At 68.3% G+C, this 15,507-nt stretch carries 13 protein-coding genes; 9 read left to right on the forward strand and 4 right to left on the reverse strand.

Going from position 1 to position 15,507, the window contains the following annotated elements:
• The first annotated feature begins 193 nt into the window (after positions 1 to 193).
• Positions 194 to 991 (forward strand): alpha/beta fold hydrolase, encoded by a 798-nt coding sequence (locus H5J31_RS30475; RefSeq protein WP_181776115.1) that lies wholly within the window; start codon positions 194 to 196, stop codon positions 989 to 991.
• 8 nt (positions 992 to 999) lie between these two features.
• Positions 1,000 to 1,758, forward strand: coding sequence for an SDR family oxidoreductase (locus H5J31_RS30480; RefSeq protein WP_181776116.1), 759 nt, complete (start codon positions 1,000 to 1,002; stop codon positions 1,756 to 1,758).
• Positions 1,759 to 1,762: 4 nt separating this feature from the next.
• On the opposite strand, the gene H5J31_RS30485 is transcribed toward H5J31_RS30480, so the two are convergent.
• Complete coding sequence (locus tag H5J31_RS30485) at positions 1,763 to 3,358, reverse strand: IS1634 family transposase (protein WP_181776117.1); 1,596 nt, start codon at positions 3,356 to 3,358, stop codon at positions 1,763 to 1,765.
• Between the two features lie 143 nt (positions 3,359 to 3,501).
• On the opposite strand from H5J31_RS30485, the gene H5J31_RS30490 reads away from it, so the two are divergent.
• The 7 genes from H5J31_RS30490 to H5J31_RS30520 all read left to right on the forward strand — a co-directional run bounded on the left by H5J31_RS30490 (position 3,502) and on the right by H5J31_RS30520 (position 12,584).
• Positions 3,502 to 6,099, forward strand: a complete 2,598-nt coding sequence (locus H5J31_RS30490; RefSeq protein WP_181776118.1) for a bifunctional FO biosynthesis protein CofGH — start codon at positions 3,502 to 3,504, stop codon at positions 6,097 to 6,099.
• Positions 6,100 to 6,259: 160 nt separating this feature from the next.
• Positions 6,260 to 7,111: a HalD/BesD family halogenase gene (locus tag H5J31_RS30495; protein WP_181776119.1), complete on the forward strand. Its 852-nt coding sequence runs from the start codon at positions 6,260 to 6,262 to the stop codon at positions 7,109 to 7,111.
• A gap of 16 nt (positions 7,112 to 7,127) precedes the next feature.
• Positions 7,128 to 7,976: a class I SAM-dependent methyltransferase gene (locus H5J31_RS30500; protein ID WP_328701654.1), complete on the forward strand. Its 849-nt coding sequence runs from the start codon at positions 7,128 to 7,130 to the stop codon at positions 7,974 to 7,976.
• The gene (locus H5J31_RS30505) at positions 7,973 to 9,751 is read left to right on the forward strand and encodes a choline/carnitine O-acyltransferase (RefSeq protein ID WP_181776120.1); all 1,779 of its coding nucleotides are present in this window, start codon (positions 7,973 to 7,975) and stop codon (positions 9,749 to 9,751) included. Before H5J31_RS30500 ends, H5J31_RS30505 begins: the two co-directional genes overlap by 4 nt.
• A 27-nt stretch (positions 9,752 to 9,778) precedes the next feature.
• Positions 9,779 to 10,321: a DUF4232 domain-containing protein gene (locus H5J31_RS30510; protein ID WP_328701655.1), complete on the forward strand. Its 543-nt coding sequence runs from the start codon at positions 9,779 to 9,781 to the stop codon at positions 10,319 to 10,321.
• 107 nt (positions 10,322 to 10,428) lie between these two features.
• Complete coding sequence (locus H5J31_RS30515) at positions 10,429 to 11,118, forward strand: response regulator transcription factor (protein ID WP_181776121.1); 690 nt, start codon at positions 10,429 to 10,431, stop codon at positions 11,116 to 11,118.
• A complete protein-coding gene (locus H5J31_RS30520; RefSeq protein WP_181776122.1) occupies positions 11,115 to 12,584 on the forward strand; it encodes a sensor histidine kinase in 1,470 nt (489 codons plus the stop codon). Before H5J31_RS30515 ends, H5J31_RS30520 begins: the two co-directional genes overlap by 4 nt.
• Here H5J31_RS30520 and H5J31_RS30525 read toward each other — a convergent pair.
• From H5J31_RS30525 to H5J31_RS30535, 3 genes are all read right to left on the reverse strand, one after another.
• Positions 12,550 to 13,629: a hypothetical protein gene (locus H5J31_RS30525; protein ID WP_181776123.1), complete on the reverse strand. Its 1,080-nt coding sequence runs from the start codon at positions 13,627 to 13,629 to the stop codon at positions 12,550 to 12,552. The genes H5J31_RS30520 and H5J31_RS30525 overlap by 35 nt on opposite strands.
• Before the next feature lie 66 nt (positions 13,630 to 13,695).
• On the reverse strand, positions 13,696 to 14,142 hold the full coding sequence (locus H5J31_RS30530; protein ID WP_181776124.1) for a hypothetical protein: 447 nt from the start codon (positions 14,140 to 14,142) through the stop codon (positions 13,696 to 13,698).
• A 14-nt stretch (positions 14,143 to 14,156) separates the two neighbouring features.
• On the reverse strand, positions 14,157 to 15,494 hold the full coding sequence (locus tag H5J31_RS30535; RefSeq protein WP_181776125.1) for an LVIVD repeat-containing protein: 1,338 nt from the start codon (positions 15,492 to 15,494) through the stop codon (positions 14,157 to 14,159).
• Positions 15,495 to 15,507: the final 13 nt, after the last annotated feature.

The raw sequence follows: 15,507 nt of genomic DNA on the forward strand, positions 1-15,507 counted from the left end.
TGGCCGGAAACCCCCCAAAACAGGGGGGTACCTTAACTGCATTTCCGCAGGTCAGAGGCCGGAAACAGGCTCATGGCCGGTGATCGACCCGGGAAGCGCCCGGGAGCGCCCCAGGTGAACACCCGGAAGAAACATTGCTCCGAGTACATTGCACCGTATTGAACTCCTCGATTGCTCCGATTAGCTTCGAGTCATGAGCACTGCGGAACTCGACGGCATCTCCGTCGCCTACGACGACCTCGGCAGCGGGCTGCCCGTCGTCCTCGTCCATGGCCACCCCTTCAACCGCACGATGTGGCGTCCCCAGGCTGAACGCTTCAGCCGCGAGGGCTACCGGGTCATCACGGCGGACCTTCGCGGGTACGGCGAGACCACGGTGGTCCCGGGCAAGACGGGGCTCGACGTCTTCGCGGCGGACATCGCCCGGCTCGCCGATCACCTGGGTATCGAGCGCTTCGTGCTCGGCGGGCTTTCCATGGGCGGGCAGATCGTCATGGACTTCCACCGCACCCATCCCGAGCGCGTCGCCGGCCTGCTGCTCGCCGACACCTCTCCCCAGGAGGAGACAGAGGAGGGCAAGCGCGTCCGCAACGAGACGGCGGATCGGATCCTCGACGAGGGCATCGGCTGGTACGCCGACGAGGTGCTGACGAAGATGGTCTCGCCGGAGAACGTCCGCACCCAGCCCGACGTGGCGGCGCACGTCTTACAGATGATGCGCACGACGCCCAAGGAAGGAGCGGCCGCCGCGCTCCGGGGGCGGGCCGAGCGGCCCGACTACCGGGAGAGCCTCACGAAGGTCGCGGTACCGAGCCTGGTCGTCGTCGGCACCGAGGACGAGTTCACGCCGGTCGCGGACGCCGAGTTGATGCACGACCTCATCCCCGGCTCCACCCTGGCGGTGATCGAGGGCGCGGCCCACATGCCTAACCTGGAGCGCGAGGCCGAGTTCGACGCCGTGTTCGCGCGGTTCTTGAAAGAAATTGGGTGATCGTCTCCATGTCCCAGAAGACCGTTTTCGTGACCGGCGCCAGCGCGGGGTTCGGCGTCGAGATCGTCCGCCGGTTCGCCGCGGACGGCGCCAAGGTCGTCGCGGCCGCGCGCAGTAAGGACCGGCTCGACAAGCTGGCCGAAGAGCTCGGCGAGAACGTCCTGCCGATCGTGCTTGACGTCCGGGACGCCGACGCGGTGGCCGCTCTCCCCGGCACGCTTCCCGCCGAGTTCGCCGAGGTCGATCTGCTGGTCAACAACGCCGGCCTGGCGAAGGGACTCGAGCCCGCCCACCGGGCGAAGCTCGACGACTGGGACCAGATGATCGACACGAACATCAAGGGTCTCGCGCACCTCACCCGCGCGTTGCTGCCCGGCATGGTCGAGCGCGGCCGCGGGCACGTGATCAACATCGGCTCGATCGCGGGCACCTACCCCTACCCCGGCGGCAACGCGTACGGCGCGACCAAGGCGTTCGTGCACCAGTTCAGCCTGAACCTGCGCGCGGACCTGCACGGCACCGGCGTCCGGGTGACCAACGTCGAGCCCGGCATGGTCGGCGGGACCGAGTTCTCGGTCGTCCGGTTCGAGGGCGACCAGGGCAAGGCCGACAACGTCTACAAGGGGACGACGCCGCTGACCGCGGCAGACGTCGCCGAGTCCGTCTTCTGGGCGGCTTCGCAGCCGGAGCACGTGAACATCAACGTCATCGAGCTGATGCCGGTGGTGCAGAGCTTCTCCGCGCTCCAGATCCACCGCTCGGAGTAGCCGGTCAGGCAGAGCCTGACCGGTGAGGGTGGCGGCGGGGCGGGCTCTGGGTGAGACCGAACAGGTCGAAGAGCGCCTGCTGTTCCGGGCTCCGCTCGGTCAGCAGGCGCCGTGTCCGCGGGCGGCCGCCGGTCGACGGATAGCGCAGCACCGTCTCCCCGATCCCGGCCAGGCTGTCCATCAGTTCGCGGACCGAGAGGTTCATCCCGGCGCGGTCGGCTTCGCGCCGCATGAGGTGCGTGACCGTCGACGCGAGCACCGTGACCAGCGTGTGCACGGCGATCCGGTGCGGGGTCCAGTCCCATCTCGGCGAAGGACCGGCGACGGCGGCGCCGGTCAGCCAGCGGAACGTCGAGTCGAGGTGGGTCCGGGCGCGGTAGGCGGTGACGACCTCCGAAACCGGCCAGTCGTGGTCGGTGACCAGGACCTGTTTGCCGAAGAACTCGTCGTGCAGCCGCGACACGGCGGCGTCGTCGATCTTCCAGGTCAGCCGGATCTCCCCCGGCCTGGTGCCCGCGAGCGAAGGGGAAAGCACCCGTTCGACGCGGCGGCCGCGGGTGATCCGCGCGATTTCGGCGTGCACCTGGCTCCGGTCGCCGCGATAGGTGCCCGCGGCCAGCGCGGCGTCGAGGCCGGCGAGTTCGCGGGCGGCGGTGCCGAGTTCGTCGCCGAAGGCGCGGGCCTGCGCGTTGTGCAGGGTCTCCGAATGCGTGAGGATCACGCGCCGCCGGACACCCGCGACCACCGCCCTGGTGTCGAACGCGGTCAGCCCGGCGAAGCGCTCCGGATCGACGGGTTTGCGCGCGGACGCCGGTTTCGCCAGCAGGTCCGGATACTCCGATAGAGGTAGAGCGCCGACGAAATGCCGTCCGAGGTCCAGTTGGGCGGCTTGGCCGGCGGTGAAGACCAGCGTGACGTCGCCCGTCGTATGCCGCGCGCGGAGATCTTCGGCGAGCGCGGCGAACGGCGGCGCGCCTTCTCTCGGGTACACGTGCGAGGCCAGCGGGATCGCACCGTCCTTGGTCACCACCAGGCCGAGTCCGGCGAGTTCGCAGCGGCACGGATCGGCCGTGGTGAAGGTCGCGAATTGCGGTACGTCGACGGCCAACGCGGCATCGCCGGTGCCGAGCTGCTCCAGCACGGCGCGGGCGATCAGCGCCTCGACGCGGGAGATCCGCTCCGGGGTGAGCCGTTGCAGTGCTCGCCCGTGATTCGCCAGGTCGGCCTTGACGAACTCCGGCGCGACGCCGTCCTCCCACCAGGACATGAGATCGGTACCCGGCGCGGTCGCCCGGTGCAGGACGGCGAGGGCGAGATGCGTCCCCAGCGTCGTCGCGGCGCGCTGGGGGCCGACGGCCTCGTCGACCCGCCGCACGAAGTCGAGCCGCTCGAGGGTCGCCCACACCGCCGCGACGTCGCCGAAGGTCCGGTGCCGCGCGTCGCCGGGCGCGGAGACGTCGCCGTCCATCGCGCGCCCGATCTCCTCGGCCGTCCCGAGGTAGCGCTGGGACACGACGCGCGGCTCACCGTCGACGCGCGCGGAGGTGACGAGGTAGTAGTACGTCCGTCCGCCGACCTTCTTCCCGACCACCGAAGCCACACTTTAGGTAATACACGCGGGCCCGCTGATCGGCAACCGAGATCAAGCTTTGACCTGCGAAAACAGTGACCACACCCACGTGGGTTACGCGGTGGCGGGATGCACACTGGCAGCTGGAGCAAGTCCGGCCATAGCGTGCGGGAATGGCATCCGACGCTGACGCGACCGCCCCCACCACCTCGGCGATGCGCCGTGCGCTCGCCCGGGCACGCGACGGGAAGACCCTCGACCTCACCGAGGCCTCGATCCTGCTCCAGGCGCGGGGCGACGACCTCAAGACGCTGTCCGACCACGCCTCCCGGGTCCGGGACGCCGGTCTCGTCGCGGCGGGCCGTCCCGGCGTCGTCACCTACAGCCGTTCGGTGTTCATCCCGCTGACCCGCCTGTGCCGGGACCGGTGCGGCTACTGCACTTTCGCGACCGTCCCGGGTCGTGTCGAATCGCCGTTCCTCTCCCCCGACGAGGTCCTCGACATCGCGCGCAAGGGCGCCGCGATGGGCGTCAAGGAAGCGCTGTTCACCCTCGGCGACCGTCCCGAAGACCGCTGGAAAGCGGCGAAGGACTGGCTCGACGCCCACGGCTACGACGACACGCTCTCGTACGTCCGCGCGATGGCGATCCGGGTGCTCGAAGAGACCGGCGTGCTGCCGCATCTCAACCCCGGTGTGCTGACCTGGCAGGACTTCCAGCGGCTCAAGCCGGTTTCGGCGTCGATGGGCATGATGCTGGAGACGACCGCGAAGCGGCTGTACACCGAGAAGGGCGGCCCTCACTACGGCTCGCCCGACAAGGACCCCGACGTCCGCCTTCGGGTGCTTGAGGACGCCGGGCGCAGTTCGGTGCCGTTCACCACGGGCATCCTGATCGGCATCGGCGAGAACTTCGAGGAACGCGCCGACTCGCTCTTCGCGATCCGCAAGGTCGCGAAGACCTACGGCGGTATCCAGGAGGTCATCGTCCAGAACTTCCGCGCGAAGCCGGACACGAAGATGCGCGCGACCCCGGACGCCGATCTCGAAGAACTCGCCGCGACCATCGCCGTCGCGCGGCTGGTGCTCGGGCCGAAGATGCGCATCCAGGCGCCGCCGAACCTGATCGGCCAGCAGTACGAACTGATGCTGAACGCGGGGATCGACGACTGGGGCGGCGTCTCCCCGCTGACCCCCGACCACGTGAACCCGGAACGCGCGTGGCCGCAGATCGACGAACTCAAGCGCCGCACCGAAGCCCTCGGGTTCACCGTGCGGGAGCGGCTGCCGATCTACCCGGAGTACGTCAAGACCGGCGAGCCGTGGCTGGACCCGCGGATGAACGCGCATCTCGCGCCGCTGACCGAGGCTTCGACCGGGCTGGCGATCGAAGAGGCCATCCCGGTGGGCATCCCGTGGCAGGAGCCGGACGGCGGCTGGAAGGAGGCCGGGCGGACCGATCTGCACGTCGAGGTCGACACCATCGGCCGGACCGAGGACCGTCGCAGCGACTTCGATTCGGTCTACGGCGACTGGGCCGAGATCAAGGGCAACATCAAGACCGGGCCGCAGCGGTTCGACACCGACATCCGGGATGCCTTGCGCAGCGCGGAAAAGGACCCCGCCGGACTGTCGGACGACGCGGCTTTGGCACTGCTGCACGCCGACGGGCCCGAGCTGGACGCCTTCACCAAGATCGCCGACGACCTGCGCCGCGAGGTGAACGGCGACGACGTCACCTTCGTCGTCACACGGAACATCAACTTCACCAACGTCTGCTACACCGGCTGCCGGTTCTGCGCGTTCGCCCAGCGGCGCACCGACGCCGACGCGTACACGCTTTCGCTGGAGCAGGTCGGCGACCGCGTCGACGAGGCGTGGGCCGCGGGCGCGACCGAGATCTGCATGCAGGGCGGCATCCACCCGGATCTGCCGGGCACCGCGTACTTCGACCTCGCACGCGAGGTGAAGCGGCGCCGGCCGGACATCCACCTGCACTCGTACTCCCCGATGGAGGTCGTCAACGGCGCTTCGCGGACGAACCTCTCGATCGAAGACTGGCTGATCCAGGCGAAGGAGTCGGGCGTCGACTCGCTGCCGGGCACGGCCGCGGAGATCCTCGACGACGACGTCCGCTGGGTGCTGACGAAGGGGAAGCTGCCGACGTCGGAGTGGATCAAGGTCGTCACCACCGCGCACAAGATCGGCCTCACGACGACGTCGACGATGATGTACGGCCACGTCGACACCCCTTCGCACTGGGTCGGGCACCTGAAGCTGCTGGCCAAGCTGCAGCGGGAAGGCCTGGAACGCAACGGGCGCCGCGGGTTCAGCGAGTTCGTGCTGCTTCCGTTCATCCACCAGAGTTCGCCGATCTACCTCGCCGGTCTCGCCAGGGCCGGGACGACGCTGCGCGAGAACCGCGCGGTGCACGCGCTGGCCCGGCTGCTGCTGCACGGGACCATCGACAACATCCAGAGTTCCTGGGTGAAGCTCGGCGAGGAAGGCAGCCGCGCGGTGCTGCGAGGCGGGGTCAACGACATCGGCGGGACACTGATGGAGGAGACGATCAGCCGGATGGCGGGTGCGGCCAACGGGTCGTACAAGACGATCAGCGACATGCGCGCGATGGTCGAACCGCTGGGCCGTCCGCTGCGGCAGCGGACCACCGAATACGGCACGCCGACCGCGGAGCGGATCGCCGCCTCCGAGGCTTCGGACGGCGTCGCGACCGCGGTCCGGCGGCCGTTGCTGCCGCTTGTCACCTCCTGACGAAAAAGCCGAGAAGGCCCCCTTACCCGCGTTCAGCACCGGGCGAGGGGGCCTTCACTTTGCGTGTGTCACCGGTCACAAGGCGCAGTAGCTCTGGGTCTTTTCTGTGCTAAACCCGAGAATCGCTTCATCTTCCGGGGCAGCCGTCGAGAGGACGTCGATGACCGCGAGCGCAGTCCAGGTGGCCGATACCGTCCGCTATCCGTTGTCCGAACCGGGAAGCCCGGTCTGGCGCGAGATCGTCTCCCGGACCCGCGCCGAACTGCGGGAAACGGGTTGCAGCGTACTGACCGACTTCATCCGCCCGGAGTTGCGAGACGTCCTTCGCCACGAAGGCGCGAAGATCGCTCCGGAGGCGTACGCGAAGGTCGAACGCGTCAACGCCTACAACATCGCCGTCGACACTCCGCTTCCCGAAGGCCATCCCGGCCGCACGATCATGGAACGCGGCAACGCCTTCGTGGCGCGCGACCAGATCCCGGCGACCGCGGTGATCCAGCAGTTGTACTCGAGCCGTGAGTTCCAGCGGTTCGTGGCCGACTGCTTCGAACTGCCCGAACTCCACGAACTCGCGGATCCGCTGTCCGGTCTGGTGCTCAACGTGATCGAACCGGGCCGTTCGCATCCGTGGCATTTCGACACCAACGAGTTCACCGTCAGCATGCTCACGCAGGAGGCCGCCGACGGCGGTGTCTTCGAATACTGTCCGAACATCCGCTCGGAGCACACGGAGAACTTCGACGACGTCCGTGCCGTCCTGGCGGGCGAAGGCGATCACCTGATCCGACGACTCACTCTGCGTCCCGGCGATCTTCAGCTGTTTCGCGGACGCTTTGCCCTGCACCGCGTGAGTAGTGTTCAGGGTGCAACAGCACGCCATTCCGCGATCTTCGCCTACAGCGAGCGTCCTGGGGTCATCGGCAGTCCGGAGCGGACGAGACAGCTGTTCGGCCGGGTCCTGCCCGAACACGTCGCTTCCGCGGCCGTCCGGGGCGATCAGCTGCTCGACTAAGTCAGGAGCCCGGCCCGTGCCATTGGATTCGACCGGCAAGATCTCCTTCGACCACATCTACACCGAGCCCGATCCGCGTGCCTTCTACGGCACCTTGCGCAGGCTGGATTACGACATCCCCCAGCAGGCCAAGGCCTACTTCGCGAAACTGATCGACGAATACCGGACCGAACAGGACGTCAAGATCCCGACGGTGCTCGACCTCGGCTGCTCCTACGGCGTCAACGCGGCGCTGTACAGATGTGACACCTCGATGGAGCGGCTCTACGACCACTACGCGGCCGGCGAGTCACTGAGCCACGACGAATTGATCGCGCACGACCGCCGAATGGTGGAAAGGCTCTCCGTCGGCGATGGAGTTCGCTTCATCGGCCTCGACACCTCCGCGCCTGCTCTCGACTACGCGCTCGCAGCGGGCTTCATCGACGAAGCGATCCACGCGGATCTGGAGAACGACGAACCGACCGAGGAGCAGCGCGCGCTGCTGGCCGACGTCGACATCGTCGTCTCGACAGGCTGCGTCGGCTACGTGACGGAGAAGTCCCTCGTACGCATAGCGCGGCAAAACCGGCCTTGGATGGCGCATTTCGTACTGCGCATGTTCTCCTACGAACCGGTGGCGTCGAGTCTCTCCGGCCTGGAGTACGAGACGGCCGGCATCGACGGTGTCTTCCCGCAGCGAAGATTCGCCTCCGGCGAGGAGCGGGCACAGATCCTGGACAACCTTTCCGTCGCGGGCATCGACCCGCGGGGGCTGGAAGCGGACGGCCGGCTGTACGCGCGGCTGTTCGTCTCCCGCCCGAACGGCGCGGCGGGCGGGCTCGCCTCCGCGCTGAACGCCCTGCCCCTTCGAGATCAAGGATGATCGTGAGCAGTCCGGAACCGTCCACCCGCACCTTCGGCAACGAGGAGGTCCTGCCGCGGGTCCCCGTCCCCAGTCTGGAGGACACCTGCCGCCGGTTCCTCGAGTGGTGCTCGCCGCTGCTCACCCCCGGCGAACTCGCGGAAACCGAAGGTGCCGTCGCGGAGTTCCTCGCGGAGAAGAGCCCGGCGCACGAACTCCAGAGCGCGCTGGAGGCCTACGACAGCAGCGAAGGGGTGCGTAGCTGGCTCGACACCTTCTGGCCGTACCGCTACCTCGGCCGCCGCGATCGGATCGCGCTCAACGCGAATTTCTTCTTCCTGTTCTCCGAGTCCCCGCTGGGACAGCTGGAGCGCGCGGCCGAACTGACCGCGTCGGCGGTGGACTACAAGCTGAAGCTCGACGAGGAACTGGTACCGCCGATCCTGCTTCGCGGGCAGCCGCAATCGATGGTGCAGCACAAGTACCTGTTCTCGGCGACCCGGATCCCCGGCGCCGTCCAGGACACCGCGCGCACGCCGTACCGCGAAGACTGGCCGGGGCCGTCGAGGGCCCGGCACGTCGTGGTCTTCCACCGCGACACCCCGTTCCGGATGGACGTCATCGCGCCGGACGGGCGCCCGTACTCCCCCGAACAGCTGGTCGCGGGGCTGCAGGCGATCGTGAAGTCCGGGAACTTCGTCGCGGATCCGGAGTCCGCGGCCGGGCATTTCACCACCAAGGCCAGGGCGGAGTGGGCGGCGACGCGCGACGCCTTGCTCGCGGCAGGCAACGCGGCGGCGCTCGACGACATCGAGACCGCGTTGTTCTGTGTGTGCCTGGAGGACTTCACTCCGGCGGACACGCAGGAGGCGTGCGACAAGCTGCTGCACGGCGACAGCGGCAACCGCTGGTTCGACAAGGCCGTCTCGCTGATCGTGTTCGAGGACGGTACGGCGGGGATCAACGTCGAGCACTGCGAACTCGACGGAACGACGATCCTCGGGTTCACCGACGCGCTGCTGAGCGGGACACGGCTGGAGCGGCCGCCCGCCGACGGCGTCCCGGCGTCCGAGGTCATCGAGTTCGTCCTCGGTGACGCGCTTCGCGAAGACGCCCGTGCGGCTGCGGCGTCCTTCGCCGCCTACGCCGACGCGACCGCTACGAAGACGGTGTCCTTCACCGACTTCGGCGCGAAGCGGGCGAAGGAGCTGGGGATGTCCCCGGACGGCTTCGCGCAGATGGCGTACCAGCTCGCACACAAGCGGGCGAAGGGACTGACGGGCGCGACGTACGAGTCGATCGCGACGCGGCAGTACCAGAACGGGCGCACCGAAGCGATGCGTGTGGTGACGCCCGAGGTCCTGTGGTTCGTGAAGGTGATGGACGACACGGGAGCCGACCGGCAGACGCGTCAGGCGGCCTTCCGCGCGGCGGCCGCGAAGCACGTCACGCGGGCGAAGGAGTGTCAGGCGGGTGACGCGCCGGAGCAGCACCTGTGGGAGCTGCAGCTGATCCAGAAGCGGCGCGGCGCCGAGGATTCCCTGGCGCTGTACTCGTCGCCCGGCTGGCTGAAGATGCGCAACGACTACCTGAGCACCAGCTCGGCGCCGTCGGTGAACATCCAGTACTTCGGATTCGGGTCGACCAGCCCGCAGTGCATCGGCATCGCGTACGTGCTGCTGCCGGACAAGCTGAACATCTACCTGTGCACGCCGAAGCACGTGGCACACGAGATGGAGCTCTTCGCCGAGGAACTCGCCAACGCCGTCCGTGAATTGCAGGAGTTGCTGGCCTGATCCGGACGGCCTAGTACGGTTCCTTCCGTGCTGGGGAAAGCGATCTTCGTAATGGCGGGAACGGCGTTGGCGGTGGCGGGGTGCAGTGCACCACCGCCGGCGCCGGTCCCGCCGACGGTGCACACCCCCACCGAAGGGCCGGTGGTCCCGGCGGGATGTCTCGACACCGGTGTCACGGTGAGTTCGGGTCCGGTCGACGCGGCCTTGGGCCACCGGGCGGTCGTGCTCACCCTCACCAACTGCGGCACGGCCCCGCGCACCCTCACCGGCTATCCCGAGGTCCGCTTGCTGGACAAGGAAAAGCAGCCGATGAACGTCCAGGTCGAACACGGGACGTCCTATATGGCCATCGACCCCGGCGTCGCGCCGCAGACCGTCCAGCCCGGCGGCACGCTGCTTTCCGTGGTCTCGTGGTCGAACACCGTCACCGTGGGCTCACCGGAGGCGGGCGCGTACGTGACCGTCGCGGCCGCGAAGGGCGACCCGGAACAGCGGATCACGGTCGACACCGACCTCGGCACGACCGGCAAGCTCACGCTGACGGCCTGGAACCCGAAGATCAAGAACTGACCTTTGTGACGAGACCGCACGGCTCTGCGACAGTTCCGCCGCGAGTCCGGGCGAGTGCGACGGAGCGCCCTTACGATCGGTGAGCAGTTCGATCTTGGGGAGATTCCATGCCGCGCATCCTGCTCGTCGAAGATGACGCAGCCCTCGCCGAAGCGCTCACACTGGCACTGAAGGCACTCGGGCACGACATCGTCGTCGCACCGACCGGGGAGCGGGCGCTGGAGGCGCTGTTCACCGACCGGTTCGAACTCGACTTCGTCCTGCTCGACGTCATGCTGCCCGGGATGGACGGTTTCGAGGTCTGCCGCCGGATCCGCGCGCGAAGCCGTCTCCCGCTGGTCCTGCTGACCGCGCGCGGCGACCCGATCGACATCGTCGCCGGGCTGGAATGCGGCGCCGACGACTACGTGGTCAAACCGGTCGAACCGCGGGTGATCGACGCGCGGATCAAGGCGATCGGCCGTCGCGCGGTCACCACTCCCGGGCCCTCGGAGGGGCGGCTGCGGCTGGGGCGCCTGGAGATCGACGCCGGCGCGATGAGCGTGACCCGCGACGGTGTCGAACTGGCGGTCACCGCGACCGAGATCCGGCTGCTCGTCGAGTTCGCCGAACATCCGAACCAGGTGCTGAGCAGGCAGACGTTGTTGAAACGGGTCTGGGACTACGGCTACGTCGGCGACTCGCGGATCGTCGACGCGGCCGTCGCGCGGCTGCGGGCGAAGATCGAGGACGATCCGGCGACTCCCACCGTGTTGAAGACGGTGCGCGGGCTCGGCTACCGGCTGGTGGTCGCATGAGGTTCGGACTCCGCGCCCGGGTGACCGCGGCGGTCGTGGCGGTGACCACCACGGCGACGGCCGTCATGGCCTTCTCCGCGGCCAAGATCCAGGAGGACGACGCGCTCGACAAGTTCACCGCCGCGGCGAAGACCTCGTTCGGGGCGATGTTCGGGCAGGCATGGCCCCATCTCGAACAGTTCATGACGGGCAGCCCCTACGCCTTGGATTTCTTCTCCCAGGGAATGGACAAGGCAGGGGCGGACTGGATGCTGGTCACGAGCTACCCCCAGTCGACCAACGACGATTTCAAGGCGCCCGAAGGGCCTCCCGTAATCGTCAAGTCCGCGTCGGAAAGCTTCGACTGGACGACCGGCACCAGGAACGCGAATCCTCCTGACCGGCGAGCGGCGTTGGAAAGCGTGAAGGACGTGGTCCTTCTGCGGACCACAGGCCCGGGAAAGCTGCTCTCGGCGATCACTGTCGATCCGGCGAGCGGCCGCAAGCTCTTCGTGGTGAGCGCGAACTTCGTCGCGTACTGGGTGGTGCAGTTCTTCGACCTCACCCTGTTCGAGCAGGACCTGGCGGCCCAGCGGTGGAAACTGGTCTACATCGCGCTCGGCGTCACCGCGCTCGGCGTGGCGGCCGCCGTCTTCGCGGCCGGCCGGATCCGGCGGCCGGTCCTGCGGGTCGCGTCCGCCGCCCGGGACCTGGGCGACGGCACCTTCGACGTACGAGTCCCGGTGAAGGGGCGCGACGAACTCGCCGACCTCGCCAGGTCGTTCAACACGATGGCGGAGCGGGTCAGCGAGTCGATCGAGGACCTGCGCGCCAAGGACCGCCAGCAACAGCGGTTCGTCGCCGACGTCGCCCATGACCTGCGGACGCCGCTCGCCTCGATGGTCGCCACGGTCGACAGTCTCGACAGCACCACGCCCGAAACCCGCACCCGCGCGACCGAACTGCTCGGCGCGCAGGCCCGGCGGCTGGCGAAGCTCGTCGAAGACCTGATGGAGATCTCCCGGTTCGACGCGGGTTCCGCGGACTTCCGTCCCGAGCCGGTCGACCTACCGGCGCTGGTCGAGGACGCGATCGGGGCCGGCGTGCCGGAGACGCCGATCGAGGTCAGGAGCACCGGGGACACGACCGTCGTCGCCGATCCGCGCCGCGTCCACACCATCGTGTGCAACCTGCTGGTCAACGCCGTCCGGCACGGCCGTACCCCGATCACGGTGACGCTGGACGGCGAGGTCGACGGCGTGACGATCCGGGTCGCCGACTCCGGTCCGGGGATTCCCGAAGAACTGCTGCCGATCCTGTTCGACCGGTTCGTCCGGGGCGATCACGCACGTCAGGCGACCGAAGGCAGCGGGCTGGGCCTGTCCATCGCCCGGGAGAACGCCCTGATCCACGGTGGATCCTTGGAAGTCCACAATGACGGCGGCGCGGTCTTCACCGTAAATCTTCCACGGGGGTCACGAGAGTGAGCCCGCGCGGCGCGTAGCCGTCGAAGTACGGCATCGGGACGTGCGTGAGGATCAGGAAAACCGCGGTCAGCGCGACCAGTCGGGACCCCTTGAGTTCTCGGCGGTCGAGCCGAAGCCACAGCACGATCGCGAAGTTGCTCACCAGGAGGAAGCCCCAGCGCGCGTCGTCCCAGCCGCCGAACGCGAGCAGGAGCGGTGCGGCGATCGCGGCGACGGGCAGAGCGGCCGCGAGTGAAGGCCGGTGCAGGAGCAGGAAACCGCCGATCACCACGACCGCGATCGGCGTCAGGTAGAGCAGCACGTCGGTGATCGAGTACAACTGCCAGCTCTGGGACTGCGTGCGCTCGAACAGGTTCACCGCGTCGGCCCGGTAGGTGAAGTCCGTTGTGGACAGTTCCCGTCGGAGCTTTTCGACGGCGCCGGGCGCGACAGGTGGCAGCGCGAGGATCAGCATGCCGAGCACCGTGGGCGGGGCGAGCACCGCGCAAGCGCGCCGGACCGGGAACTGCCGGAGCACGACGAAGCCGAACACCGGCAGCACGGTGAGCAGCGCGATCTCGTGCGCCGTCGTCGAAAGCGCGATCAACGCGCTCGCGAGCACCGGCCGGTTGCGGCGCACCGCCCACAACGCCCCGAACAGCAGGAGATACAGCACCTGGTCGAAGTAGCCGACCTCGTGGAAGAGGTAGCCACCAGTCGGGATCAGGAGCCAGCCGACGATCACCAGGCGCCGGCCTTCGGTACGGCTGCGGAAGAACGCGAACGCCACGGCGGCCAGCAGTCCACCGAGGACGGCGAAGCTCGCGATCGCGAAGACCAGGTAGTCGTTCCCGAACGGCTTCAGGAGGGTGCCGACGAGGAAACGCCGGTGGAAGCCGTCGGTCAGCGAGACCGACTGCAGGGTCGCCACCCACTCCCCCGGCGGCCGGAACCCGGTGTACCCCGCGACACCGGTCGCGACCAGGAACAAGGTCGTGATGCTTCGTCGCGGGGTCTTCTCCGGAACGGCCGCGACGACGGGCGGCCGATCGAGCAAGGTGGTCATGACGTCAAGCTAGGAACGGATCATGCTCCTGCCTCGACAGTCGATCACCGGTTCCGCACGGCTTCGTCACATCGTCATCGACGTCAGGACAGCCTGGTCGGAACCCGGGGCCACGTACGCCGTCCGGTCCTTGCCATTCGTGGGCATGCGGCAGGAGAACCACGAAACCTTGGCGGGGATCAGCGCCTTCAGTCTTTCCGGGGTTTCCGGCAACTGGTCGACCTGCGAGCACTCATACCAGCTCAGGACCTTCGGGACCACGCTCGGACCGAGTTTCACCAAGGCGGAGAGGCGGTAGTCGGTCGGACCCGGCGCCGAGACCCGCCCCTCGGCGCCGCCCATCTTCTCCTCGACCCACGAGGCCTCGGAGATCTTGCCGAGTTCCGGGAACGTCTTGGCGACGGGTCCCGGATCGGTGTGCAGAGCCGCCGTCTCCTCCGGCGGCGCGGGATCACAGGCCGCGATCAGGACGACCGTGGCCGTGATCCCCAACGTCTTCCCCACAGTGCGCATGGGGACATCTTCGCTCAGGCGGTGAGTTTCAGGATGTCGATTCCGCGAGTGTTGTCCGCGACATAGACGTAACCTTTGTGCCAGTAGGGCGCCCACGCGGCGGCGTCGGCCGGCCGGAAGTAGGCGATCTGCTTCGGGTCGGTCGGGTCGCTGACGTCGAGGAACCGCGTGCCCTGCGAATAGAACGACTGCACGAGGATCTTGCCGCGGATGTCGAAGTAGTGCGCGGAGCAGTCGCCCGTCGTCGGGTCGCTGCCCTCCTGCCCTGCGACGCTCCAGGTGCCGACGGACTTGAGGCGGAACGGCTTCTCCGGCGTCGAGCGCCAGCCCTCACCGCTGTAGGAACCCTGCAGCGAGGAGATCGTCAGCACGCCGTCACCGGCACAGCCGTCGAGGAAGCTTTCTTCGACGGCGTAGATGAGGTCGCGGCCACGCCAGCGGCCCGAGTCCGCGCCTTCGGCCGACCGGTGCCCGGCCGGGTGGAAGCTGTTGTGCATGAACTTCGACGGCGCCGCCGTCTCCTCGATCCCGCCGCCCGCGTAGGGGATCGGCTCGAACGCGGTCGCGCGCCGGAACTTGCCCTGCACCGGATCGCGGTGGTAGCCGCTGGTCCAGTAGCCGCGGACGCCACCGCGACCGGACACCCACGCCACACCGTCGTCGTCGACCTGGACGTCGTGCACGTAGTCGGTCTTGCCGTCGTTGCGGGCGAGTTCGATCGGGTTCGGGAACGTCTTGGGGTTACGCGGATCGCGGATGTCGGTCACCCAGATCGGGCGGCCACCCCAGTCCGCGGGCTGGTTCGCGGCCTTCGCCGGGCCGCCGGTCCAGAGGTACTTGCAGTCGTCGACGCAGCTGGTCGTGTGACCGGCGGGAACCTTGGTGTAGCTCAGAATGGCCGGTTTGTCCGGGTTCTTCAGGTCGATGATGTAGATACCCGATTCGCCGGTCTGCGTGGTGCCACCGTAGGCACGCGGGTCCCGAGCGAGGAACACGAGCTTGCGCTTGGTGTCGACCTCGGTGTCCTCGGTCTCCCACAGGCCGGGCAGGCTGACCTCGCCGATCAGCTTCGGCGCCGCGGGGTTCTTCGTGAGGTCGTAGACCTTCAGGCCGAATTCGCCGGAAACCGCCATGACGTCGCGGTGGCCGTACTGCAGGAATCCCATCGCGATGGCGCCCTGCGCGTCGGGCACGTTGCCGACGGCCTTGACGTTCTTCACCGCGCCGGGCTCACCCGAGACCCGGACCTTCTCACTAGCGGGCTTGTCCTCTTCGCCGCAGGCCGCGGCGGGCAAACCGGTGGCGATCAGGGTCGCGGTGACCGTGGCGATCGCCAGGGTTGAACGGAGCAACCAGTTTCCTCGC

Source organism: Amycolatopsis pittospori, from assembly GCF_013870525.1.
GTDB classification, from domain to species: domain Bacteria; phylum Actinomycetota; class Actinomycetes; order Mycobacteriales; family Pseudonocardiaceae; genus Amycolatopsis; species Amycolatopsis pittospori.

Bases quoted from the DNA above. Each gene is read 5' to 3' on its own strand.
- H5J31_RS30475 (WP_181776115.1), top strand. From the start codon at position 194: ATGAGCACTGCGGAACTCGACGGCATCTCCGTCGCCTACGACGACCTC.
- H5J31_RS30480 (WP_181776116.1), top strand. From the start codon at position 1,000: ATGTCCCAGAAGACCGTTTTCGTGACCGGCGCCAGCGCGGGGTTCGGC.
- H5J31_RS30490 (WP_181776118.1), top strand. From the start codon at position 3,502: ATGGCATCCGACGCTGACGCGACCGCCCCCACCACCTCGGCGATGCGC.
- H5J31_RS30495 (WP_181776119.1), top strand. From the start codon at position 6,260: ATGACCGCGAGCGCAGTCCAGGTGGCCGATACCGTCCGCTATCCGTTG.
- H5J31_RS30505 (WP_181776120.1), top strand. From the start codon at position 7,973: ATGATCGTGAGCAGTCCGGAACCGTCCACCCGCACCTTCGGCAACGAG.
- H5J31_RS30515 (WP_181776121.1), top strand. From the start codon at position 10,429: ATGCCGCGCATCCTGCTCGTCGAAGATGACGCAGCCCTCGCCGAAGCG.
- H5J31_RS30520 (WP_181776122.1), top strand. From the start codon at position 11,115: ATGAGGTTCGGACTCCGCGCCCGGGTGACCGCGGCGGTCGTGGCGGTG.
- H5J31_RS30525 (WP_181776123.1), bottom strand. From the start codon at position 13,629: ATGACCACCTTGCTCGATCGGCCGCCCGTCGTCGCGGCCGTTCCGGAG.
- H5J31_RS30530 (WP_181776124.1), bottom strand. From the start codon at position 14,142: ATGCGCACTGTGGGGAAGACGTTGGGGATCACGGCCACGGTCGTCCTG.